The sequence below is a fragment of the Brevibacillus fortis genome, assembly GCF_046196545.1.
Taxonomy (GTDB): Bacteria; Bacillota; Bacilli; order Brevibacillales; family Brevibacillaceae; genus Brevibacillus; species Brevibacillus fortis_A.
In genome coordinates, this window is the sequence record NZ_CP176370.1 from 3,312,285 (window position 1) to 3,333,575 (window position 21,291).

Sequence of the window (21,291 nt, forward strand, 5' to 3'; positions counted from 1 at the left end):
TGATCCTCTGTTCGATACGAATCCCTCCCATTCGTACATCGATCAAGCTGTTTAATTGGAAGAGGATGAATGATAAGCAAGGGGTACTTTCGTCACTTTGCTCGTCATCTCATCGAGTGAGACGAGATCCGCAGCGGTAACTTCACGAAGAGACGTTTTCCCCAGCGCGAGGATAGCAATTTCCATCTCATCCACAAACGAAAGAAAAAAGTTAGCCAAGTATTTCGTGGCTGAATCGGGGTCGAATTTGTTATTCAAGCTCCCTGGATAGGTGATCAGCTCTGTCGGTGGTTCCCACGGTATTGCTTTTGTCACCTGATCATGAGTCATCGCCCACAAAACAGCTGTCCCCATAAATATGCCGTCTGCTCCCAAAGCAATTGCTTTCAAGCACTCACCCGGGGTGTTATATCCGCCCCCAGACAATAAGGTAATTCGTTCTTTCACACCTTTTTTCTTTAAATAGCGCACGGCCCGGGTCAACGCATAAATCGTCGGCAAGCCGAAATCATCCTCCAGAATTGGAGGTCCTCCTTTTGTCCCCGCCTGTCCGCCATCGATACTGATAAAATCTACGCCGGCTTGAATTGCAATCTCCAGGTCTTTTTCAAGTATGGCACTGGCACAGATTTTGACCCCAATCGGAACGCCGTCTGTTATCGTGCGTAACTTGTCTATGAGCTTCTTGAGATCCTCCGGGTTCGATACTTCCGGCTGCCGTGAAGGAATGATGATCATTTCTTCATCCTGAACGCCCATGATTTCAGCAGCTCTTCCCTGGATATATTCAGCAGGGATAAAGCTCGCGGCAGCTGCAGTCGCCCCCTGCCCAATATGGATTTCGATGGCGTCCGCCTGTCGTAAAATTTCCGGATCCTTTGCCCATTTTCCCGAGTTGTATTGGAGAATCAGATGTTTGGCGAATTTCCTTTCTTCCGGCAATAACGGGCCTTCCCCCGTATTCGTCAAAGTCCCCACTGCGGCCGTTCCTTTTGCCATCGCGATTTTCACATCGGCACTTACACCGATACCGTACCCCATTGCCCCTACCATGAGCGGAATGTCCAAGGTTAACGGCTTTTTTGCCATGGGTCCAATCGTGATTTGCATATCCACTTCTGCATCCTCACTCGAAGGCAGCTTGGCCAGCTGTGCAGGAGAAAATATCAAGCTATCGAAATTCAAGAACTTGCGTGGACTCCCGAAAGGACGTTCGATGGCTTGTCCAGTAGCTGCTCGCAAGCTATTCTCCAGGACGTAGCGTGGACTGACTTTGGTCATTGCGGAGACCATCTCAAAAATATTTTCCGGATAACGGTCTGACATGAGGCGCTTCATGAACTTGGCGAGCAGCCACTGGGTAAGAGGTCGAAAAAGACAGATCAAAAGCAGTCCCACCACGATGAGTGCAGCTATCGATCCTACAAAGGAGCCGATCAAAAACGAAATCCAGTTGCCAGCCATCCTCTTTCTCCTTCCTACTTTCAGAGCGCTGCTGCTTGTTACTAGGTATGTGAGATAGGGAAATTTTGCCCCAATCATGCCACTTTTATCCTACGCTCTCCCCTGTCCTTTAAAGGTAGAAAAAACGCCCAGATTAACTGGACGTTTTCGAGCGAAGCATTTTCCACAAATAAAAATAACAGGACGTTAGCACAAGCACGACAGCAATTGTCATGATAGTGTCAAATCGCATGAGATCCTCCTTTTCGTTTCATTGGTACAAATTTGCCGTATGTCAAACAGCGCCAAAGCCATTCTGCCGGACCAAACTGATAGTTGGCGAGCCACCAGCGACTAACGAAGATTTGCGCAATGAAGATCATCAAGCTAAACACCAATCCGAGAGCCAACTCAGGCGTTCCGTACAAATGTCCAACACGCACCACTAAAACAACGATGATGGTTTGGCTCAAGTAGTTGCTTAATGCCATTCTGCCTACCGGTTCCAAATGCTTCAGCATGCGCTTGGCTCTCTCTTTCCGATATAGAAGCAGCAGTGATGTGATGTAAAAAGCGCACAGACTAAGACCGCTCCAGGTAACAAATGTCTGAACGGCAATCGAGATCGAGGCTGGAAATTTTACGATGCCAAATTGAACAAGCGGAACCATCGGTACAAGCACAACACTCAAGCCCAGCGCCAGCCACCATACGCGGCGAATGGCTGGAATAAATTCTTCCGTCCTCTCAAATACTCCCCGCTTGGCTGCAAGAAATCCAAATAAAAAGAGAGGGAGAACAGATAGGATAAGAATAAACTCAAGGGAGAAAACGACTGGAATTTCGTAAGCAACCCGGAATTGAAACCACTCGATAATCGACCCATTGGTATAAGCATCAATAGCTTTTTGTATGAGCGGTGATTGATCTGGCATTGGAACGAGGTCCTCTGGAACGGTCAGCATCAGAGCAGACAAGGCCTGCATACCAATCAAGAGCGTCCACGCCCATCTTTTGATCGTCTTTTCTTGCCTGTGGTAAAACAGCAACAGAAGAAAACCAGCTAGGGCGTATGTATGAAGAATGTCTCCATACCAGAGGAAAACAAAATGTGCCATCCCCACAAGCAGTAGCACCAATAATCTGCGAGTAAACAGACTCTGATAAGGCAACTGTTTGCTCTCGGCGCGATGCATAAACAGAAAAAAGCCTACACCAAACAAAAACGAGAAGATGGTGTAAAACTTCGTCTGTACAAACATGTTAAACAAAAGTCGTATCCAACCATCTATTTCCGAATGGGTATTGACCATCCCTGCATCTGGTAAGAACATGATGGGATACAAAAATGACGGCATATTCACCAGCAAGATCCCCAAGAGGGCAAAGCCTCTAATCCCGTCTAGCTGTCGAATTCGCTCACCTTCCGCAACAGGTGCTACTTTCACGTCAATGAACCTCCTCAACTGCTCCTTTGGCTTTAACACTTTTAATACGAATGAACCTCGAAAAAAGTAACAAATGCTTCTTCCACAAACAAGAGAGCTTCGCAAAAACGAAGCCCTCTCTTACGTGCTGCCTTATTTTGATGGGGAAGTCGTTGTTCCCGTTCCTGTGCGGTTTGTCCTTTTCCGAAAGTCGAGCAGAACACCGACAAAACCAGCAAATATTGCTGGCATGATCCAACCGGCCCCTTCCTTATAAAACGGAAGAACCCCCAAGATATCGTTCCAGCTCTGATTAAAAAACGTAAGATTCATCAAATCCACGACACCAAAAACCGTCACAACTGCGACAGTCGTCATATATACAGACGAATGCGCAGGTATCCAGCGCTCTAACAACGCCAATAAAATGAGCACGATAGCAATTGGATAAATTGCACCCAGAATTGGGACAGATACACTCAAAATCTCCGATAGTCCCAGGTTTGCCACTGCCATGCTCAGAACACAGAGAATCACTGCCCATCCTCTGTAGGACAAACCTTTGAATCGTCCATGAAAGTATTGGCTGCAAGAAGTTACGAGTCCAATCGATACACAAAGGCAAGCGACGGTAAAGATGACACCAAGAATCAGCGTACCGCTTGTCCCAAATAGCTGCCTCATGATAGCTGTCAGGAGCAACCCGCCATTCTCCGGCCTACCTAATGAGGCTCCGGATGAACCGAGCAATCCCAAAATGACATAGATGAATGTTAGCAACATACCTGCTCCGAGACCTGCTTTGATCATATTCGCAGACAGTTGCTTTTTGTCCTCGATTCCCTTGCTCCGCAGCGTATTGGCGATCACAATACCAAATACGAGTGCAGCCAAAGCATCCATTGTTAAATACCCGTCCAGAAAACCTTGCACAACTGGATTGGTGGCATATTTTCCTGCTGCTACCCCGGTTGGGCCTAGAGGTGTGAATAAGCTCTTGATGTAGATCAAGGCAATCATGGTCAACAGGGCAGGAGTCAGTATTTTCCCAAAGCGATCAATCAATTTGGATGGAGTCAGACTAAACCAAAAGACAATGCCAAAAAATACGATCGTATAGAAGAAAAGACTCCAGGTGGAATCAGCGGCTTGTGCCGGCAAAAACGGCGCCATTCCCATCTCGTACGCGAGACTGCCTGCACGTGGGATAGCAAGTGCGGGTCCAATCGACACATAAATCAAAATAGGAAAAATAAGAGCAAAGCTTGGATGAACACGACTCGCTAATTGGAAAAAGCTCCCTGCTTTTGCGATGGCAATCACCCCGAGGATGGGAAGACCGACAGCCGATAATACAAAGCCAGCAATCGACAGCCAAACATAGGAACCAGCCTCTTGACCCAGGTAGGGTGGAAAAATCAGGTTTCCTGCACCAAAAAACATCGAAAACAGCATAAAACTGACCAGCAACATTTCTTTCTTAGACAAAGTTATCATCGATGTGTATATTACCTCCCATCTTATTGAGAGGCATTCTATCAACTTTTGCGTTCCTTCGCTAGTAGCAACGCCATAGTTGTAATTGCAAGATCATTAACATTTTTTCCACTATTATTGAAAGTAGAAAAACAAGGGAAACCACCTGCCATATCTTACCGTATGAACAACTTCGACAAGTGGTTTTCCTCTTATCGTTTTCTCATAGAGACAATTCGTTTGTAAAAGGACTGATCCTCTAGCTTTTGAAAGAGAGAAAGAGCGGGTCGGAAGTTGGCTTCAATAATCCACGGTTTGCCATCCACATCAATCCCCAAGTCCAAACCGATCTCCCGGAGTGTCGGATAGGCTCTTCCCAATCGATTAGCTACCGCCGCAGCTACCATGCGGATATCACGCAAGAGATGCGGACCTGCTTCTATATTCGACAGCTTGATTGCCGTTTGGATGGGCAAAACTTTTCCACGGCTGCGAGCTACATTTGTCACAACATAGCCCGGACCTGCAAGCTTTGCACACCACCCTGTTATGACCCAAGGCTCCTTTTTGCCCTTGCGCTGGATCATGACTCGCACATCAAAGGGCTTGCCGTTGATTCTACCGAGTGGAATACGTGGCTGGAGCAGGTATGTTTTTGGTCGAAACAACGATTCCACGTATCGGATCGTGGCCTCCTTCCCATCCACGAGACGACGACGACTCCCACTATGAACCAAATACTGCTCTTCTCCTCGCGCCGTTACTTGAATAATCCCTGCCCCACCGCCGCCTCCCGAAGGCTTCAGCATCACGTGTGTAAACGCTTTTGCATACTCCCATAGCTCTTCAGGAGAGTACACGCGGGTTTTGGGCAAATACTCCTGCAAAAGTTCGTCTTTGACCATGTGCTTATGCTTGCCCCATTTTCCTACGTTTGGCGGTTTTATGGCAGTGTCTCTCCATTCTTTATCAGATGATGCTCCTCTATTTTCGTGATACGATTCTGTTCGTCCACAAACACGACCTTGGGAACAAGCTGTTCGATCTCGGATTCATCGTACATGCCCATACTCAAAATGATGACTAGATCTCCTGGCGAAAATAGGTGGGCAGGTGGACCGTTCAGACAGATGACCCCGCTACCCGATGCCCCGGGTAACGCGTATGTTTTCCAGCGCGTGGCATTACGCAAACTGGTTATTTGCACGATTTCATATGGCTTGATATCTGCCGCATCCATGAGAGCAACGTCAATTGTGATACTCCCCACGTAATCCAGTTCGGCCTGCGTAACTGTCGCCCTGTGAATTTTACCTTTGCACATGTGTCGTTGCATAGGCGGTTCACTCCTTTCCAAACCGATGACATTAGTCTATGTGCGATGTGTTGTCCATGAAACCTCCTACGATAGGAAATCTGGTTAGGGGACATGATACGCAGCCTGCAAATCGACTCCATAGGTGCGGCATAATTGACTTAGTTCTTTCGTCAGATTTGGATCGAATGGAATACCGTTTTCCATGCGTTCTTGCTTTTTTCGGCTCTCGATCTCCCCAGGAATGAAAATTTCTGATACTCCTTCTTTCTTAGGTACGCTTTTTACCTCACGAATGTATGCATCCATATTGGCGCAAAAATCGGGCAGTGGCATAAACCGTTCAATATCCACCGTCAAGAATAGATGTCCAATGTTTTGTGGATCGTTCCAATTATCATACAGGCTTTTTACGTGTGGTCCCGTTGCTGCACCTGTTAGCAGCCCACACAAGATATCGATGAACATCGCCAATCCATAACCCTTTGCTCCCCCGATCGGCAAAAGTGAGCCTAGTAAGGCTTGTGCGGGATCAGTCGTTTTCTTCCCATTGGGATCGATGGCCCAATCCGCAGGAATCGCTTCCCCTTTTTTTACGGCTAAGGCGATTTTTCCCCTGGCAGCGATACTCGTAGCCATATCTAACAAAAAGGATGGCTCTTCCCCTGCGGGTATTCCCACTGCAATTGGATTCGTTCCGAAAAAAGGACGAATCCCTCCTGTAGGAGCCATGGCTTCAGGGGCATTAGAAAGGACAAGAAGAATCCTTCCTTCTGCGATTGCTCGTTCTGCATAGTACGAACAGGAGCCAAAGTGGTTGGAATGACGAACACCAACAACCCCGATTCCCATCTGACGTGACAATTTGATCGCTTCTTCCAAAGCCGCCACCCCGACTACCGCACCCAACTGGTTTTTGCCGTCTACCAGTGCTGTTGCTCCCTCCTGTTTCCATACCACTGGTTCATCGTTCAATTCGATCAGGCCAGCTTCGATTCGTTGGATATAAATCGGCAGCCTCGCCAAACCATGAGACTCGATGCCGCGCAAATCAGCATGGACGAGGGATTCTGCGACAAGCCTTGCATGCTCGCGTCTGGCACCTGCCTGTACAAGCACTTCTGTTACGACTTGCTCCAACTGCTTCCAATGAAAGAGTGCAGGGTGCATCTTCTCTTTTTCCCCTCCTTCACCGCTGTTCTGTATTTCGCCTGCTTCCTAATCTGAATATAGATATGTCTCCCGCTGATTGACCGCTACAGGCATTGACCCAGTTCAATCGACGATCAACGTAAAAAAGGAGCTCCCGATAATGGGGCTCCTTTTTTGCTTGATTCCTATTCGTAACTGGCCAGTATTGTGATGATCTGGTCCTGCATCTTGGTAAATAGCTCTTCATCCTCGACATAGCCATTAAACATAATCGAAACGATGAGCTTCTCCCCACCTTTGGTCGTGATATACCCCGACAGTGTATTCACACCCGTCATCGAACCTGTTTTCGCATGCAGATTATTAACAGCGGGTGTATCCTTCAAGCGGTTTTTCAGCGTACCATCCATTCCCGCTATGGGTAAAGATTCATCATAAGTGGCAAATAACGATTCCTTGGTCATTCCCTCAAGTACAGATACGATCTGCCGAGCAGAAATAAGATTGTAGCGCGTCAATCCTGATCCATCCATCATGTCGAAAGTGGTATTCCCGCCGAGCGAAGATACGGTTTCCATGACGACCTCTGCCCCAGCCGCTGCACTTCCTTTTCCTTTCTTTGCAGCTCCGAGTGCCTTGAGAAGCATTTCGGCGTAGTAATTGTCACTCCGCTTGTTGAGGTACTGAACGATATCCTTCAACGGCAGTGACTCAAATTGTGTCCATTTCACCGCTGCCGAGGGAACGGGCTGGATCAACACTTCGCTTTTCGGAGCAAACGTAATTCCTTGCTGCTCCAACGTTTCCTTCAGCACGGTCCCCACGTACTTAGCTGGCTCTTCTACAGGCACACGCTCGTAATCGCCTTCGTGATCAAGTGGGAGGTTCCCTGTTAGTCTAATGGTATTTGTGCCACGGTCACGCAGGATAGCAAACGTATTTTCTTCCCCTTTTTGTACGGTCTTGGCTTCATTGATCACTTGCACATACGCTGTTTTGGGTAGTACGTTGATGACAGCTGGTTCTCCAGCATCGTTAGCGGGCTTGAATTCGATCATGACCGTCCCTCGGTTCATTGCAAGAGCCCCAATGGTCGGGTTGTAATAGTAGCTCTCGTCATCCCATGCCCAGCCTAGTCCAAGCCGTTGTTGGTCAAAGTAGCTTTCATCCATCACGAGATTCCCGTTGATACGCGTGATTCCTAGTTGCTTGATCCACCCTGCTATTTTTTCAATCGACACACCTTCCTGTACCTGAAGCGCATTCTCTGTATGCAAGGTTGGGTCACCGTATCCTTTCACATACAGATTGCCTTGTTGTACGCCCTTAGAGGTGATCGGTGCGTCTCCATACACTTCCGTTTTGAATACGTAATCGGAACCAAACTGGTTCAATGCTGTGGCAGTCGTCAGCAGCTTCAGATTCGAAGCTGGGGTAAGCAATGTATCCGCATCCCGTTCGTATAAAACAGGCTCACCTGTTGAATCCAACGATTTGATCATGATCCCAGCCGTTACACCTGCTGCTTCCGGCGTATCGAGGATGGGATCGATCAAAGCAGAGAGTTCGTACGTCTTTTTCTCTGGAGGGCTGAATCCTTCCGGAGCTGCGATATCCGGGTAGGTTGTTAACAGAATTCCGATTCGATCCTGTAGCTCCCTCGCATACTTCGATTTATAGATGCCGTTGATCAAAATCGAAAAGGCCATCTTATGACCATTTTTTGCCGTTACATAACCCGACATGGTGTTGACTCCGCTTAATGAACCTGTCTTCGCAGCCAGATTCTTTTCCGCACTGGTTCCTTTCATGCGGTTTTTCAAAGTGCCGTCCACTCCTGCGATTGGGAGTGATTTTTCCAGTTCCGTTCGATATTCTTGCTCTTGCAAAAAGATGAGGGTTTCGATCATCTGTTCTGGAGTGATCATATTAAATCTCGATAACCCCGAGCCATCTACCTGACGGAAGCCTGACTCAATGCCAGCGCGCTTCATCACGTCCGCTACCGCTTCACTGCCTGCTTCAAAGCTGCCCTCTCCTTTCTCGGTAACACCCAGCGTCTTTACGAGCATCTCCGCATAGAAGTTGTCACTATCCTTGTTGAGCTCCACCGTGATCTCACCCAACGGTTTAGACAAGTGTGTATAGAGCGGTACTCCGCTTTGCAGCACTGTTTTTTTCACTTCTGTCTTCGGATGTAAGGCAATCCCTTGTTTCAGCAACTGATCCTTCCATAGATCGCCCACATACAAAGCCGGGTCTTCCATCGTGACATCTTCATCATAAGGAGCTGCTTGCATCCCGATCGTACCGGATACGATGATTTCATTTTTTCCGCGCGGACGCTCGACGAGCACATTGCTCTCCTTGCCCTCTGTCGTTTTTAACTGGTTTGTGACTGTTATGTATGTGGTAGCCGGATTCATGGTCAGGACGGGGGCATCGTTCACCGTTTTTCCCGGGGTTGCGGTTAGCGTCGTAAAGTTTTTGTTTACGGCTAATCCACTGACCTGAGCGCTGTACCCATACGGTTCATCATCCCACATCCAACTCGTGCCCAATCTGGTCTCATCGAAATAGCTGTCATCGAGAAGCAGATTTCCATTGATTCGTTTGATCCCCAAATCTTTGATGGCTTTTGCCATTTGCTGCAAATCGTCTGGCGTCAGGCTAGGGTCCCCATAGCCTTTTAGTATCAAATCCCCTTGCAAAATGCCTCCGTTATTTACCTTTCCTGAAACAAAAACCTCGGTCTTCCACTGATAATCCGGCCCCAGCTTATCCAGACCCGCTATTGTCGTAAACAGCTTCATGTTGGAAGCCGGGATAAAATTACGTTTGGCATTGTACTTATATACGTACTTTTTGTCGGTTAGATCGTAGACTGCAATTCCAGCGTACATCCCCTTGCTATTCTCATCATTTTTCAAATCGGCGAGGAATTTTTCTATGCTTAGTACAAGAGGACTAGAAGAATCGACCTCTCCCTTGGCTAGCGCAGGCGAAGCTGCTACCTGCAACAAGAGAGCCAACACGAAAAACCACGTACCGACACGTCGAAAAGCAAACAAATGATTCATGATAACCTCCTTGTCATAGTCTGGGCGATTTCAACCAACAAATCACAGTACGCCATCATGATAGCATGTATTCTATTTATTCGGAATATTACCATTATACTAAAAGTCTACAGGCATGAACGATACCCATTCCGTTCATACTACCTTCAAGACTTCTTTTGTTTGGAGGAAATGGTTGCATGTTCTATCGATTGCTGCTCAGTTTGTCACTTCTCTTCGCTTTTTCATTCCCCGTCCATGCCCAAACTGACATCGGGCGTGTACAAGTAGATCCCTCACCGTATCCTTCTCTTGCGGAGCTTGTAAAAAGGTCAGACTTGATCGTCATCGCATCGGTAAGCGGTACTCACCAGCCTTATCCAACGGGGCGCGCCATTCCCCAAGGCAAGATCGTGAATTACACACAAAGCCTCCAAGTAAAAACAATGATAAAAGGCACGTCGTCCAGACGATTAACTGTGGTTAGCACTGGCGTAGAGCCGCTCCCCGATGCCTCCAGTCCGCTCAACCTGCAATATCCTGGACCGCTGTCGGAAGGGAATTATTTATTGTTTTTGCGAAAAGTGAGAGGATCACAGCTGTACAGTACAGCAGGTCTGTGGCAGGGCGTTTACCCGATCTATCAAGGAAAAACGATTGCCCTGTCCAATCTTGGCTTTACGGAGCTGAACCAGCTGTCACAAGACGAAGTCGTCCGAAAAATAACAGCGATTTCCCGCTAACGCCACAGCAAAAAACCGCTCTCGTAAACGAGCGGTTTTTTGACGTTTCCATCATGTGCTGTCAGTTGCGCATCACGTAGATGAAAATCACCATAGACACAGCACAAGCGAGTACACTGAGAACAAACCCCCAGATCACCCATTTGCTATTCGTCTTGTTTATGTGTTTGTCGTCCATGGAAACTTCTCCTCATTCAAGCATTCACCTTCTATTATAAGGTTGTTTGACAGGAAAGGGAAACCGTTAATGTGGCGAAAACTGTTAAAAACCTGCTCTCGTAAGACGACGAATCCCCAGCGCACAGCCGCTCGTCACGAACAGTACACACATGAATACAAACGTCACCAGCTCTCCTAGCGACAAACTCTCTTGACTGAGCACGCCCATGCCAATCGTTAATAGCGATAGAGGAAAAAACATCCCGAGCCCAGACACATACAAGCCCAGCCCTACAAAAACAGAACACACACTAATGCCGACAGGTACAGCAAAGCTCTGTATCCGCGTGGAAAGCCATAGTTGGAAAGCGATGATGGTGAGCGAAGCCAGCCAACCTCGCATGATCCATCCGAACACTTCTGGAGGAAACGAAAAATGTGTGTGTAGTCCAGCGATGAAACCCGCGCAAATATACAGCACAAAGAAGAAAAGCTGCACAACAAACAGGAGAACGCCAACCACCACCAGCTTCGCGATAAAAATCGTTGGAGTCGATACAGGCGCTGTCAGTATCACATTCCAGTTACGGTTTGCATGCTCCAGTCTGCACACGAACGAACAGCAGATCGCGATGAGAATAGGTAAGAAAAATTCTCCGTAGAACAAGCTCACCTGCGTCCACAGGCTGTACCAGCCATTTTGCAGGATCGCTTGGTTCATCCAGTAGTTGGCGAAACCGATCAACGTACTGAAAACAGGAAGGACAAGCAAAACGAGCCATATACGAGAACGACGCAGTTTTACCCATTCTGCTCCCAAACATCTGATTAGCATAAAAGGTCCTCCCTATACGTCTTGCCGGGATATGTGAATGCTCCCAGCAAGGTAGAATGCAATGCCCATGAGTACGACGATGATCGGCAAATGAACGCCGACTTCGCGTGTAGTAAACTGCATGGTTTCGTTCACGTATTGATACGTAACGGGCGAAAAGTCTACATAGTACGACCAGATGAAAAGGCGTCCGACTTGTGGCGGAAACAAGCTCGCTGTCATGCCAATGAACCCCCCGATCATCCCGAGGCATAGGCTGAACGCCTGATTTTTGATGGCGAGAGAGACCCACTGTTGCAGAGCAATCACCACGAGATTCGTCAGCGCAGTCCCTGCTACAAAGCGGAGTAATAGACCAATCGGGACTGGCTCTGCTAAACCATAGCCAATGCCAAATGCAACGATCGCCGATACCTGTAGAATGACGGCACCCCCCATCAAAACAGCCGCAGAGACGAATTTTGCCGCATAAACCGTTTTTCGACTGACAGAGGCAGCCATCAGCAGCTTCCATGTACGCCCTTTGTGTTCCATATCACAAATCCGTGAAACAATGACAGCCGAACCGATCGGCAAAAACAACCCGTTCATGGCTGTAATTGTGACCAGAATGGCGCTCCACGTCGCGGCATCTGGATTTTTAGTCATGGAGATACTGACGGCCATAAACCCCCATGCCAGTTCGATGCTCAAAAGAATGGCGAGCATGAGAAACAAACGCTTATGCCGAATTTTATAAAACTCTAGCCAGAGCGTCCTCATTACAAGCTCCCCTCCTTGCCTGTAAGGGAGAGGAAAATGCTCTCCAAGCTTTTTTTGTGCTCTTCAATACGATAAACATCAATGCCCGCCATAATCAGCGCCCGGTTTGTCTGCGCTACCTCTCTATCTCCCATGCCTTCCATGACAAGGAAGCCATCTTGAAGACTTGGAGAAAGCTCCATATCTTGAAGCACTCTTCTCGCTTTTTCATTGTCCTGCGTTTTCATCCAAACATGAGGCTGACTATTCCGTTGCAGCTGCTCCATACTCCCTTGAAACAGCAGTTTCCCCCCGTGAATAATGCCGATGGACGTGGCCACTTGCTCGATTTCCGAGAGCAGATGGCTGGAGAGCAAGACGGTCATTCCATACTGCTGTGGCAACGATTGAATCAATTCCCGAATTTCACCGATTCCCGCAGGGTCCAGACCGTTTGTCGGTTCATCGAGGATAACGAGCTTTGGGAAATGCAGCAAAGCCATGGCAATTCCTAGTCGCTGCTTCATCCCGAGAGAATACTGATCTACCTTTTTGTTCTTTTGTTTTTCCAAACGGACGATTTGCAAGGCTTTCTCTACATGTTTGTCCGGGACATCTCGCAGCCGCTGCATGACCCGCATATTTTCCAGGCCGGTAAGATGACCGTAGTAAGAAGGAGACTCGATCAAGGAACCCGTCTGACTCAAAATCTCCAGTCGGTTCCTGCTAAAATCCTTCCCGAATACAGAGACACTCCCTTCGGTCGGCTTGACTAAGCCTAGCAGCATTTTTAGAGTCGTCGATTTTCCTGCACCATTTGGACCAAGGAAGCCATAGACCTCCCCTTCTCCTACCGAAAGATTCACACGCTGGACGGAATAGACCCCTCCATAGCGTTTTGAAAGGTTTACCGTTCGAATCACAGTATTCATCTTTTCTCGCTCCTATCTGTTGGTCTTTCCTACGAAATCATAGAGTCCGAACCCGTCGATAAGCTGACAGGAACCTTACGACAACCTTAAATTGACTCCGATAGGGTAGAACACACAATTCAAGCGAGTATAATGAATACGGGTGATTCAATATGGAAGAGTGGAAACAGAAAAAAGTGCTCATCGTGGAAGATGAGCTTGAAATCAGAAATATGATCGATGGATTTTTGCGTAAGGAAGGATTCTCTCGTATTTTTCATGCGGGTAGTTGTAAAGAGGCGTTAGTGATATGCGCTTCGGACAAGCCTGATGTCGCGATCCTGGATGTCATGCTGCCTGATGGAGATGGATTTGGACTTTTGACTTCGATCCGTCGTTTCTCGCATATCCCTGTCATTTTTCTGTCAGCGAGAGGGGAAGATGAAGATCGATTGCTCGGACTTGGCCTAGGGGCTGACGACTATATTGTGAAGCCATTTTTACCGCGCGAGCTCGTTCTTCGTCTTCTGGTCATTTTACGACGCGTTTACGCTCCTCCCCAAATCGATCGTCTGCCCGTTTTCCAGCTAGGTGACAGTACGATCGATTTGGAGGCGGCAATCGTGACGAGAGATCACCATGAATACGCTTTGACCGCCAAGGAACACGCACTCTTGCGAAAACTGTATGAAAATCGGGGACGAATCGTCACGAGTGATGCGCTGTGCCAATCCGTCTGGGGTGATGATTATTACGGGTATGAAAACACGCTGATGGTTCATATGCGGCGCATTCGCGAAAAGATCGAGCCATGTCCGTCCACCCCTGAATATTTGCTGACAGTAAGAGGACTCGGGTACAAATTACTCGTAAAGGAAGAGTTGTAGATGGATGGAGCCGCACGAATTTTACGGCGCTATACAGGTGCTTCTATCCTGATCGCTGTCTTTTTACTCATCGTCAATTACATCATTCTCGGTACATTTGTTTTCAAAGGCATGAACGAAGGATCTCCTCCCGTTCACGTCACACAAACTGTCGCAGAAGGTCTCCACAAGAACGGTTCCAACAGTTATACGTTGGAACCAAATGCACAAGATTGGTTGCAAAAGAGCCATGCTTGGGCCATGCTGATTACGAACGATGGGAAGGTCGTCTGGGAGCACGCCATACCGGACCAATTGCCCCGCGCCTATTCCCTGGCAGAAGTGGCGCAGTTCTCACGAAATTACTTACAGGACTATCCTGTTTTTGTCTGGGAGCATGAGTTGGGGCTGGTCGTCGTGGGCTTCCCGAAGGACAGTCTCGCCAAGTACCAGTTTCATTTGCCGATCAGTTGGATAAGCGATTTGCCGTATCGATTACTGGCTTTGCTTTTCGGAAACATACTACTCGCCGCTCTTCTCTCTCTATTCATCGGCTCTCGACTCATTCGGGCAATCCGCCCACTGATTAGCGGGATTCACGCTCTGTCAGAAGATCAGCATACACATGTCGAGGTAAAAGGAATGTTCAGCGGGATCGCCAGAAGCATCAATCATGCATCGTCGCTTCTGCAAGAGAAGAACGCTTTGCTAAAAGCAAGAGACGAAGCACGCTCGAACTGGATCGCTGGAATCTCCCACGATATACGCACGCCATTATCGATGGTGCTCGGGTATGCCAGTGAATTGGAAGAGAGCGATGCCGTTCCTTACGAACAGCAGCAAAAAGCAAGCATTATTCGAAAGCAAGGGGAAAAGCTCCGGTCTCTGGTCAGCGACTTGAATCTCGTTTCCATGCTGGAATACGAAATGCAGCCCGTTCATACCAAACCGATTCGGCTATCGACACTTGCGCGGCAAATTGTCACTGACTTTTTGAACAATGACTTGGCAGAGACCTTTGCCATCGAGCTGGATGTCACGACTGAGCAATGCTTCGTGATGGGCGATGAAAAACTTCTTGTCCGCGCCATCACGAATTTGGTACAAAACAGCATCGTGCATAACCCATCAGGCTGTCACATCCACGTGCGAACGACCTTGTCACCCAACCAGCGCAATGCTCTCCTGATCGTCACCGACAACGGAAAAGGCATCGAGCAATGTATGCTGCCTGACTTGGTGGAATTGCCTTATTCGTCAAAAAGAAAATCTCCCTCACACAATGGTCATGGTCTCGGTTTACCCATGGTTGCACGTATTGCTGCCGCTCATCATGGACGTCTGCTGTTAACAAGCGATACAGGAAAAGGGATGACAGCAGTACTTTGTTTCCCCCTCACCTCCTAATCGGAATAGAACCATCTAGCAAAAAAGAAAGCACCTCCTCTGTCTCGCCAATGGAGAATAGCCTCTCAAAAGCGTGCAAAGGGGGTGCTTTTTGACTGATTACTTCACGATTTCGCGCATGATCTCTTCTGCTTTGACGTCAGCCGTAATCAGCTTCTCTTTTTTCATCCAATCAATCAGTGTTTGCCACGATTCCACCGTTTGGTATCCAAAAGGCTTTTCTCCCGCATCCATCAACGGAATCAAGATATCCAAGCTCTTGGTTTCAATGTCTTTTTCCAGCGGGAAATCGCCAGCCTGTTTGGTCAACAACAGATCGAGTGCCTTTTCCTTATTATTTTTCACATAGTCTTGGCCCTTGCCAATCGCACGCAGGAAACCTTCCACAGCTTGCTGCTTTTTACCCAACGTATCGTCACTCGTCGCCAATACGAGCTCATAGTAGTCTGGAACACCAAACTCAAAAGGCTTAAACACATTGACTGGAACGCCGTGCTTCTCCAAAATCGGTTGCTCATGGTTGATATAGCCACCTACCACTGCATCGACCTTTTTGGCCGTCAACGCTGGGACGATGTCAAAGCCGATATCCGTGAAGGTCAGTCCGGAATCATCCCCACCAGCATGCGTAACAACTTGACGTACGATCGATTCATCGAGTGGAAGTGATGGATAACCGATATTTTTTCCAGCCAGCTTTTGCGGAGTATCGATTCCACTGTCTTGGCGCGTCATGATAACGTTTAACGGATGACGAACGAGTGCACCTACAGATACGACAGGAACTCCTTCGGCACGAGCTTGGACGAGCTGTGGTTGATAGCTGATTGCCAAATCTACTTTACCCGCTGCCGCCATCTTCAACGGATCATTGCTGTCCGAAGGCATTTGCATGGTTACCTTAAGGTTCTCGTCTTTGAAATAGCCTTGCTCCTCTGCGACATACAAGAAGGAATGTACAGCATTCGGATACCAATCGAGCGCAATCGTCAGCTCAGTCGGCTCCGCTCCTTTATCAGCAGGGGCTTGTGTCTGACCAGCATCCGTGCTCGCCTGATTGCCGCATGCAGCAAGACCTGTTGCCAATGTTAGTGCCATGAATGCTTTCGTCCATTTGTGAAAAGGTTTCATTGTTGTTCTCCTTTGATTTTCATATGCGGGGAAAAATGACGTTCGACGCGTCCAACCAGCCAAAACAGCAGCATGCCGAGAATCGAGAGTAACAGGACCGAGGCAAACAACGCGGGAGCCTGAAAATTGCCCGATGCCCGTCTGCCAAAGTACCCGAGACCCTCGCTCGCTCCCAGCCATTCCCCAATCGTCGCTCCAGCTACACTGTAGGTAGCAGCCACTTTTAGACCACTGAAGAAATGGGGTAAACTCGACGGGAGTTGCAGCTTGGTGAAAATTTGTCCGTTTGTTGCCCCCATCGTTTTTAACAGCTGGAGCATTTCCTTGTCCGTCGAGCGAAGTCCATCATACGTGTTGACGACAATCGGAAAGAAAGTAAACAGAATGGTTACAGCGATTTTTCCAGATAAATCATACCCGAACCACAAAATAAATACGGGTGATAAGGCTATAATGGGGATCGTTTGGGAGATGACGATATACGGATAGACCAAGCGCTCCACAATGCGACTGCGAATCATCGCAAATGCAAGGGAGATTCCAAACACAATCGAGATCGATAGCCCCAATAACACTTCCTTTAACGTCGCCCAAAGATGTACACCTACTAGAGAGGAACGTAAATCCCACAATGATACGACCACAGCGCTAGGTGGCGGTAAAATGAATGGCGGCACTCCGAGGAAGCGACAACCGGCTTCCCACACCAGGAGAAAAATGGCGATGGAGATGCCAAACCAGATGCCTCTCCCCATCATGCTTCTCTCCTCAACGGCTTCATTGCTGCTTGGCGCTCCTGTCGAAGCAGTTCCCAAATTTGTTCACGCAATGCCAAGAATCCGGCTTGGTTGCGGCTGCTCGCCGTTCGCGGTCTGCTCACTGGAACAGTTAGTTCAATTGGCTTGATGATCGGACTACCTGTCAGCAAAATGATGCGATCTGCAAGCAAAATGCCTTCGTCGATGTCATGTGTAATCATCAGCATCGTACTGCCTGTTTCCTGCCACTTTTCCATCAGCCATTCTTGCATGTCCATTCTCGTAATCCCATCCAATGCACTAAACGGTTCATCCAGCAGCATCATCTCTGCACCTGAAAACAATGCGCGCAAAAAGGAAACTCGCTGACGCATTCCACCGGAAAGCTGGGCTGGATAGCTGTCGGCCCAATCCTGAAGCCCGTACCTTGGCAATTGCTGTCTGACACGCTCATGCGCTTCTTTTTTCGTCATACCTTTGATTTCCAGCGGCAAAGCTGCATTTTCGACAATTGTACGCCATGGCATGAGCTGATCGCGTTGGGGCATATAGCCGACCTGCCCCAAACGATTTGCTACCGGTACACTGCCGAGCCTGATTTCGCCTTGTCCCGGCTCAAGAAGACCGGCGATGAGCTGAAACAAGGTGCTTTTCCCGATTCCGCTCGGACCGATCAAGCTGACAAACTCTCCTTTTTCCACACGTAGATCAAAATGATCAAGAATCTGCTTGTCGCCATACGAAAAGCTGACGTCGGCGAAAGCTAGTTGTTCTCCCACGGCCACATTTCCTCTCTGTAGGACATGTCCCAGAACATGTACTCCATTTTGGAGGTATTGACAAAATACTCTTCCAGTTTGGCCAGCTCTTGCTCGCTCTTTCCTTCCGCCAATTGGTTCATGATATCAATCAGCCAGATCGCCAGCTGCCCAAACTCATCAGAGCTGTACATGCGTACCCATTCACCGTACAGTTCGTGATCCAGCGCTCCTTCTACTTGTGCTAAGCGCTTGCCGATTTCCCAATAGCTCCACGTGCATGGGAGTAGTGCACTCACCAATTCTGCCAACGACCCTTGATGAGCGACACGAAGCATGTAGCTGGTGTATCCCAGCATGACAAACGAAGGCTCTGTCGCTTCCAGCTCCGCGCGAGAGATGCCAAAGCGCTCGGCATACTGACGATGCAGCTCCATCTCTGTGTTCAGCGTCGATTCTTGCAAAGCAGCGAATCTGGAGCTTGTTTCCAGATCGTACGCCTTCACACTCGCAATCGCGAACATTTTCGCGTAATCAATCAAATAGATGTAGTCTTGTTTCATGTAATATTTGAATGCACCAACGGGCAGGCTGCCATCTCCAAGTCCGGTGACGAAAGGATGTTGATGAACACGCTCCCAGATCGGGGCTACACTTTTTCTCAAACGATCAGTAAAGGTTGTCATGCGATACTCACTCCTTCGCTTCCTTTGGGGTATTGCACCAAGTGGCTATGAAACGTGCCATGATCTGGGCAAAATGAACAAGCTGGTCAGGATCAATCGATTCATCTACGGCATGTGCATACGTGAGCTCACCCGGACCGAATAGCACAGCCGGAATGCCTGCATGCGCGAACCAGCCTGCATCCGTCACTGTAGGCGACATATTAACGATAGGCGCCTGATGCATGTGACTTTCATATGCGGATTGCAGCGTTGCCAACCCCGGATGGTTCGTATCCAACTCCAGTGAAGGGAAGATTTCACCGCGCTCCTCAATCATCGAACGTCCGCCCCACCGGAATGTTGGAGGATTGTCTCTCAGCCAAAGATCAGCTGCTGCTGTACGCCCGACGTGATCCTCGATCTCTCGAATAATCTCTTCGTAGGATTCGTTTGGATAAAAATGAACGGTAATCCATAGAGCGCAACGGTCTGCGATGAATGCTGCGTGACGACCTCCCTCGATGACTGCGGGATTGATCGTATTGCTGCCTGCCGGAAAGCCGTGGTAAGACTTCATGACAGCCCAGTCCCGCTCCAGCTCTTGTAGTGCGGTGATTACCTTCGTCATTTTTTCAATGGCAGAAGCTCCCCGAACGCGCCCGCCTGCATGAATCGTCTGTGCGCGCATTCCGTCATGCAGCGTCGTCGGACTCTCAATCGTGATCCAGCCTGTAATGACCCCACCCTGCCCTTGCATTTGGAGATTGCTCGTATCCACTACAACGGCGTAGTCAGCCTGATAGCCACGCTCGATAGCGACCAATGTCCCCGCTTCACCCGCTTCTTCTCCGATTACAGATTGAAAGAGCAGGTCACCTTGGAGCTCGATATCGTGTTCGCGCAGCATTTGGATCGCAAACAAGCTCGCTGCGAGTCCACCCTTCATATCCGCAACTCCACGGCCGTACAGGCGTCCATCCTTGCCATGTGTCAGAGCAAAAGGTGGATAGGTCCACCCCGTGTCATCTCCGACTTCAGCCACATCGATATGCCCGTTGACAATCAAGCTGTTTGCTTGGCTAGAAGCATTCCCTGATAACCGACCGACGATATTGTCATCTCCTGGATATACCGTCCAGCGATCGACCGCAAATCCCATTGCTTGCAGTCTGTTGGCGATTACTCCTTGTGCGGCATCGCTGTTTCGCGCGGGAGGACTCACAGTCGGATGAGAAATGAGCTCTGCCAATAAGGCGAACAGCTCTTCTTTGCGGCTGGCAATCGATTCTACCGCTTCTGTCAGTCGATCCACGCTACTCAATCATCCCTTCAGTCGGGCTGCTTGCGGACGCGTAACGCTTTTTCGCGATACGGCCTGCCAGGAAGCCTTTACGACCTGCTTCCACCCCGAGCTTCATCGCTTCTGCCATCAGGACAGGATTGTCAGCCAGGGCGACTGCTGTATTCAACAAGACACCGTCAGCACCCAGCTCCATCGCTTTCGCGCAATCTGCTGGCGAGCCAATTCCTGCATCCACGATAATCGGTACTTTGGCATCCTCGATGATAAAGCGGAGGTTGTTTTCGTTGACAATCCCTTGTCCGGAACCAATTGGTGACGCACCTGGCATGACCGCATGTACGCCAACCTCTTGCAGACGTCTAGCAAGAATCGGGTCGTCATTGGTGTAGGTCAATACGATAAAGCCTTCTTCCACCAAAATTTTCGATGCCTCGAGCGTACCAATCGGGTCTGGGAGAAGTGTTTTCGGGTCTCCAATGACTTCGACCTTGATCATGTCACACAGTCCAGATGCTTTAGCCAAACGGGCAATACGCACGGCTTCTTCTGCTGTATAAGCACCTGCTGTATTAGGTAGCAGGGTGAATTTTTTCAAATCGAGCTGTTCCAAAAAGTTCGGTTCTTGCGGATTTTCCAAATTCAAGCGACGAATCGCAAATGTCAAAATTTCTGCTTCCGACACCTCTACCGCTTTCCCTTGTGTATCCAAATCAGCGAATTTACCTGTCCCCAGAAGCAAACGGGAGCGAAACTCGTAAGGTCCAATTTTCAATGTATCCATCATGATGATCATCCTCCTCCGACAAAATGAACGATTTCTATGCGATCTCCGTCTGCAATCGGTGTTTGTTCGTACGCTGAGCGGTCAATAATTTCACCATTTCGCTCAACGACGACAATCTTCTCTTGCAGGGAATAAGAAGCAAGCAAGGCCCGCACTGTTGTGATTTCTTCCGCCAACTCTACTTTTTTCCCATTCAGCTGAACAATCATGGATTACCTCCTTCTACTGGAAAAAAAAACGGCTTCTCCCGCCTGCCTGAGTCGATACAGACAAACAGAAGAAGCCGTATACCCATCCCATCTCCCCGGACGAATGGCATAAAAAAACCATCCGCCTCGGATGGTTGAGTGAGAAC

General features: G+C 48.6%; 20 protein-coding genes. 3 read left to right on the top strand and 17 right to left on the bottom strand.

Annotated features, from left to right (window positions below; translation table 11 throughout):
* Positions 1 to 51: 51 nt before the first annotated feature.
* The 7 genes from ACKKE8_RS16470 to dacB all read right to left on the bottom strand — a co-directional run bounded on the left by ACKKE8_RS16470 (position 52) and on the right by dacB (position 9,893).
* Positions 52 to 1,464 (bottom strand): FMN-binding glutamate synthase family protein, encoded by a 1,413-nt coding sequence (locus ACKKE8_RS16470; protein WP_409174030.1) that lies wholly within the window; start codon positions 1,462 to 1,464, stop codon positions 52 to 54.
* A 221-nt stretch (positions 1,465 to 1,685) separates the two neighbouring features.
* Entirely contained in the window at positions 1,686 to 2,891 is a 1,206-nt protein-coding gene (locus ACKKE8_RS16475) for a DUF418 domain-containing protein (protein ID WP_409174031.1), read from the bottom strand.
* A gap of 132 nt (positions 2,892 to 3,023) precedes the next feature.
* Positions 3,024 to 4,367 (bottom strand): branched-chain amino acid transport system II carrier protein, encoded by a 1,344-nt coding sequence (gene brnQ / locus ACKKE8_RS16480; protein WP_409174032.1) that lies wholly within the window; start codon positions 4,365 to 4,367, stop codon positions 3,024 to 3,026.
* A gap of 191 nt (positions 4,368 to 4,558) precedes the next feature.
* Positions 4,559 to 5,251: a YheC/YheD family protein gene (locus ACKKE8_RS16485; RefSeq protein WP_409174033.1), complete on the bottom strand. Its 693-nt coding sequence runs from the start codon at positions 5,249 to 5,251 to the stop codon at positions 4,559 to 4,561.
* Positions 5,252 to 5,289: 38 nt separating this feature from the next.
* On the bottom strand, positions 5,290 to 5,682 hold the full coding sequence (gene panD / locus ACKKE8_RS16490) for an aspartate 1-decarboxylase (RefSeq protein WP_106655425.1): 393 nt from the start codon (positions 5,680 to 5,682) through the stop codon (positions 5,290 to 5,292).
* 84 nt (positions 5,683 to 5,766) lie between these two features.
* Positions 5,767 to 6,831: an Ldh family oxidoreductase gene (locus ACKKE8_RS16495; protein WP_409174034.1), complete on the bottom strand. Its 1,065-nt coding sequence runs from the start codon at positions 6,829 to 6,831 to the stop codon at positions 5,767 to 5,769.
* 167 nt (positions 6,832 to 6,998) lie between these two features.
* Positions 6,999 to 9,893: a D-alanyl-D-alanine carboxypeptidase/D-alanyl-D-alanine-endopeptidase gene (dacB, locus tag ACKKE8_RS16500; RefSeq protein ID WP_409174035.1), complete on the bottom strand. Its 2,895-nt coding sequence runs from the start codon at positions 9,891 to 9,893 to the stop codon at positions 6,999 to 7,001.
* Positions 9,894 to 10,072: 179 nt separating this feature from the next.
* On the opposite strand from dacB, the gene ACKKE8_RS16505 reads away from it, so the two are divergent.
* Positions 10,073 to 10,615, top strand: a complete 543-nt coding sequence (locus tag ACKKE8_RS16505) for a hypothetical protein (RefSeq protein WP_409174036.1) — start codon at positions 10,073 to 10,075, stop codon at positions 10,613 to 10,615.
* Positions 10,616 to 10,877: 262 nt separating this feature from the next.
* On the opposite strand, the gene ACKKE8_RS16510 is transcribed toward ACKKE8_RS16505, so the two are convergent.
* The 3 genes from ACKKE8_RS16510 to ACKKE8_RS16520 are packed head-to-tail and all read right to left on the bottom strand — an operon-like array spanning position 10,878 to position 13,282.
* Positions 10,878 to 11,609, bottom strand: a complete 732-nt coding sequence (locus ACKKE8_RS16510; RefSeq protein WP_409174037.1) for an ABC transporter permease — start codon at positions 11,607 to 11,609, stop codon at positions 10,878 to 10,880.
* Between the two features lie 12 nt (positions 11,610 to 11,621).
* On the bottom strand, positions 11,622 to 12,371 hold the full coding sequence (locus tag ACKKE8_RS16515; protein WP_409174038.1) for an ABC transporter permease: 750 nt from the start codon (positions 12,369 to 12,371) through the stop codon (positions 11,622 to 11,624).
* Complete coding sequence (locus tag ACKKE8_RS16520) at positions 12,371 to 13,282, bottom strand: ABC transporter ATP-binding protein (protein ID WP_409174039.1); 912 nt, start codon at positions 13,280 to 13,282, stop codon at positions 12,371 to 12,373. The genes ACKKE8_RS16515 and ACKKE8_RS16520 overlap by 1 nt, the downstream gene beginning before the upstream one ends.
* 152 nt (positions 13,283 to 13,434) lie before the next feature.
* On the opposite strand from ACKKE8_RS16520, the gene ACKKE8_RS16525 reads away from it, so the two are divergent.
* Both ACKKE8_RS16525 and ACKKE8_RS16530 read left to right on the top strand, forming a co-directional pair.
* Positions 13,435 to 14,148 carry a response regulator transcription factor gene (locus ACKKE8_RS16525; protein ID WP_409174040.1) on the top strand — a complete coding sequence of 238 codons (714 nt, stop codon included), beginning with the start codon at positions 13,435 to 13,437 and terminating at the stop codon, positions 14,146 to 14,148.
* The gene (locus ACKKE8_RS16530; RefSeq protein ID WP_409174041.1) at positions 14,149 to 15,534 is read left to right on the top strand and encodes a sensor histidine kinase; all 1,386 of its coding nucleotides are present in this window, start codon (positions 14,149 to 14,151) and stop codon (positions 15,532 to 15,534) included. It abuts the gene before it with no gap.
* Between the two features lie 99 nt (positions 15,535 to 15,633).
* On the opposite strand, the gene ACKKE8_RS16535 is transcribed toward ACKKE8_RS16530, so the two are convergent.
* The 7 genes from ACKKE8_RS16535 to thiS are packed head-to-tail and all read right to left on the bottom strand — an operon-like array spanning position 15,634 to position 21,145.
* Positions 15,634 to 16,665 carry an ABC transporter substrate-binding protein gene (locus ACKKE8_RS16535; protein WP_409174042.1) on the bottom strand — a complete coding sequence of 344 codons (1,032 nt, stop codon included), beginning with the start codon at positions 16,663 to 16,665 and terminating at the stop codon, positions 15,634 to 15,636.
* Positions 16,662 to 17,420 carry an ABC transporter permease gene (locus ACKKE8_RS16540; protein ID WP_409179143.1) on the bottom strand — a complete coding sequence of 253 codons (759 nt, stop codon included), beginning with the start codon at positions 17,418 to 17,420 and terminating at the stop codon, positions 16,662 to 16,664. The genes ACKKE8_RS16535 and ACKKE8_RS16540 overlap by 4 nt, the downstream gene beginning before the upstream one ends.
* Positions 17,420 to 18,202 carry an ABC transporter ATP-binding protein gene (locus ACKKE8_RS16545; protein ID WP_409174043.1) on the bottom strand — a complete coding sequence of 261 codons (783 nt, stop codon included), beginning with the start codon at positions 18,200 to 18,202 and terminating at the stop codon, positions 17,420 to 17,422. The genes ACKKE8_RS16540 and ACKKE8_RS16545 overlap by 1 nt, the downstream gene beginning before the upstream one ends.
* Positions 18,187 to 18,867 (bottom strand): thiaminase II, encoded by a 681-nt coding sequence (gene tenA, locus ACKKE8_RS16550; RefSeq protein WP_106655437.1) that lies wholly within the window; start codon positions 18,865 to 18,867, stop codon positions 18,187 to 18,189. The genes ACKKE8_RS16545 and tenA overlap by 16 nt, the downstream gene beginning before the upstream one ends.
* 7 nt (positions 18,868 to 18,874) lie before the next feature.
* The gene (locus ACKKE8_RS16555) at positions 18,875 to 20,170 is read right to left on the bottom strand and encodes an acetylornithine deacetylase (protein WP_409174044.1); all 1,296 of its coding nucleotides are present in this window, start codon (positions 20,168 to 20,170) and stop codon (positions 18,875 to 18,877) included.
* Positions 20,163 to 20,936 (bottom strand): thiazole synthase, encoded by a 774-nt coding sequence (locus tag ACKKE8_RS16560; RefSeq protein WP_186380573.1) that lies wholly within the window; start codon positions 20,934 to 20,936, stop codon positions 20,163 to 20,165. Before ACKKE8_RS16560 ends, ACKKE8_RS16555 begins: the two co-directional genes overlap by 8 nt.
* 5 nt (positions 20,937 to 20,941) lie before the next feature.
* The gene (thiS, locus tag ACKKE8_RS16565; RefSeq protein ID WP_007729348.1) at positions 20,942 to 21,145 is read right to left on the bottom strand and encodes a sulfur carrier protein ThiS; all 204 of its coding nucleotides are present in this window, start codon (positions 21,143 to 21,145) and stop codon (positions 20,942 to 20,944) included.
* Positions 21,146 to 21,291: the final 146 nt, after the last annotated feature.

Bases quoted from the DNA above. Each gene is read 5' to 3' on its own strand.
- ACKKE8_RS16485 (WP_409174033.1), bottom strand. From the start codon at position 5,251: ATGGTCAAAGACGAACTTTTGCAGGAGTATTTGCCCAAAACCCGCGTG.
- ACKKE8_RS16515 (WP_409174038.1), bottom strand. From the start codon at position 12,371: ATGAGGACGCTCTGGCTAGAGTTTTATAAAATTCGGCATAAGCGTTTG.
- ACKKE8_RS16470 (WP_409174030.1), bottom strand. From the start codon at position 1,464: ATGGCTGGCAACTGGATTTCGTTTTTGATCGGCTCCTTTGTAGGATCG.
- ACKKE8_RS16525 (WP_409174040.1), top strand. From the start codon at position 13,435: ATGGAAGAGTGGAAACAGAAAAAAGTGCTCATCGTGGAAGATGAGCTT.
- tenA (WP_106655437.1), bottom strand. From the start codon at position 18,867: ATGACAACCTTTACTGATCGTTTGAGAAAAAGTGTAGCCCCGATCTGG.
- ACKKE8_RS16530 (WP_409174041.1), top strand. From the start codon at position 14,149: ATGGATGGAGCCGCACGAATTTTACGGCGCTATACAGGTGCTTCTATC.
- thiS (WP_007729348.1), bottom strand. From the start codon at position 21,145: ATGATTGTTCAGCTGAATGGGAAAAAAGTAGAGTTGGCGGAAGAAATC.
- ACKKE8_RS16540 (WP_409179143.1), bottom strand. From the start codon at position 17,420: ATGGGGAGAGGCATCTGGTTTGGCATCTCCATCGCCATTTTTCTCCTG.
- brnQ (WP_409174032.1), bottom strand. From the start codon at position 4,367: ATGATAACTTTGTCTAAGAAAGAAATGTTGCTGGTCAGTTTTATGCTG.
- ACKKE8_RS16510 (WP_409174037.1), bottom strand. From the start codon at position 11,609: ATGCTAATCAGATGTTTGGGAGCAGAATGGGTAAAACTGCGTCGTTCT.
- ACKKE8_RS16520 (WP_409174039.1), bottom strand. From the start codon at position 13,282: ATGAATACTGTGATTCGAACGGTAAACCTTTCAAAACGCTATGGAGGG.
- dacB (WP_409174035.1), bottom strand. From the start codon at position 9,893: ATGAATCATTTGTTTGCTTTTCGACGTGTCGGTACGTGGTTTTTCGTG.
- panD (WP_106655425.1), bottom strand. From the start codon at position 5,682: ATGCAACGACACATGTGCAAAGGTAAAATTCACAGGGCGACAGTTACG.
- ACKKE8_RS16535 (WP_409174042.1), bottom strand. From the start codon at position 16,665: ATGAAACCTTTTCACAAATGGACGAAAGCATTCATGGCACTAACATTG.
- ACKKE8_RS16560 (WP_186380573.1), bottom strand. From the start codon at position 20,936: ATGATGGATACATTGAAAATTGGACCTTACGAGTTTCGCTCCCGTTTG.
- ACKKE8_RS16505 (WP_409174036.1), top strand. From the start codon at position 10,073: ATGTTCTATCGATTGCTGCTCAGTTTGTCACTTCTCTTCGCTTTTTCA.
- ACKKE8_RS16495 (WP_409174034.1), bottom strand. From the start codon at position 6,831: ATGCACCCTGCACTCTTTCATTGGAAGCAGTTGGAGCAAGTCGTAACA.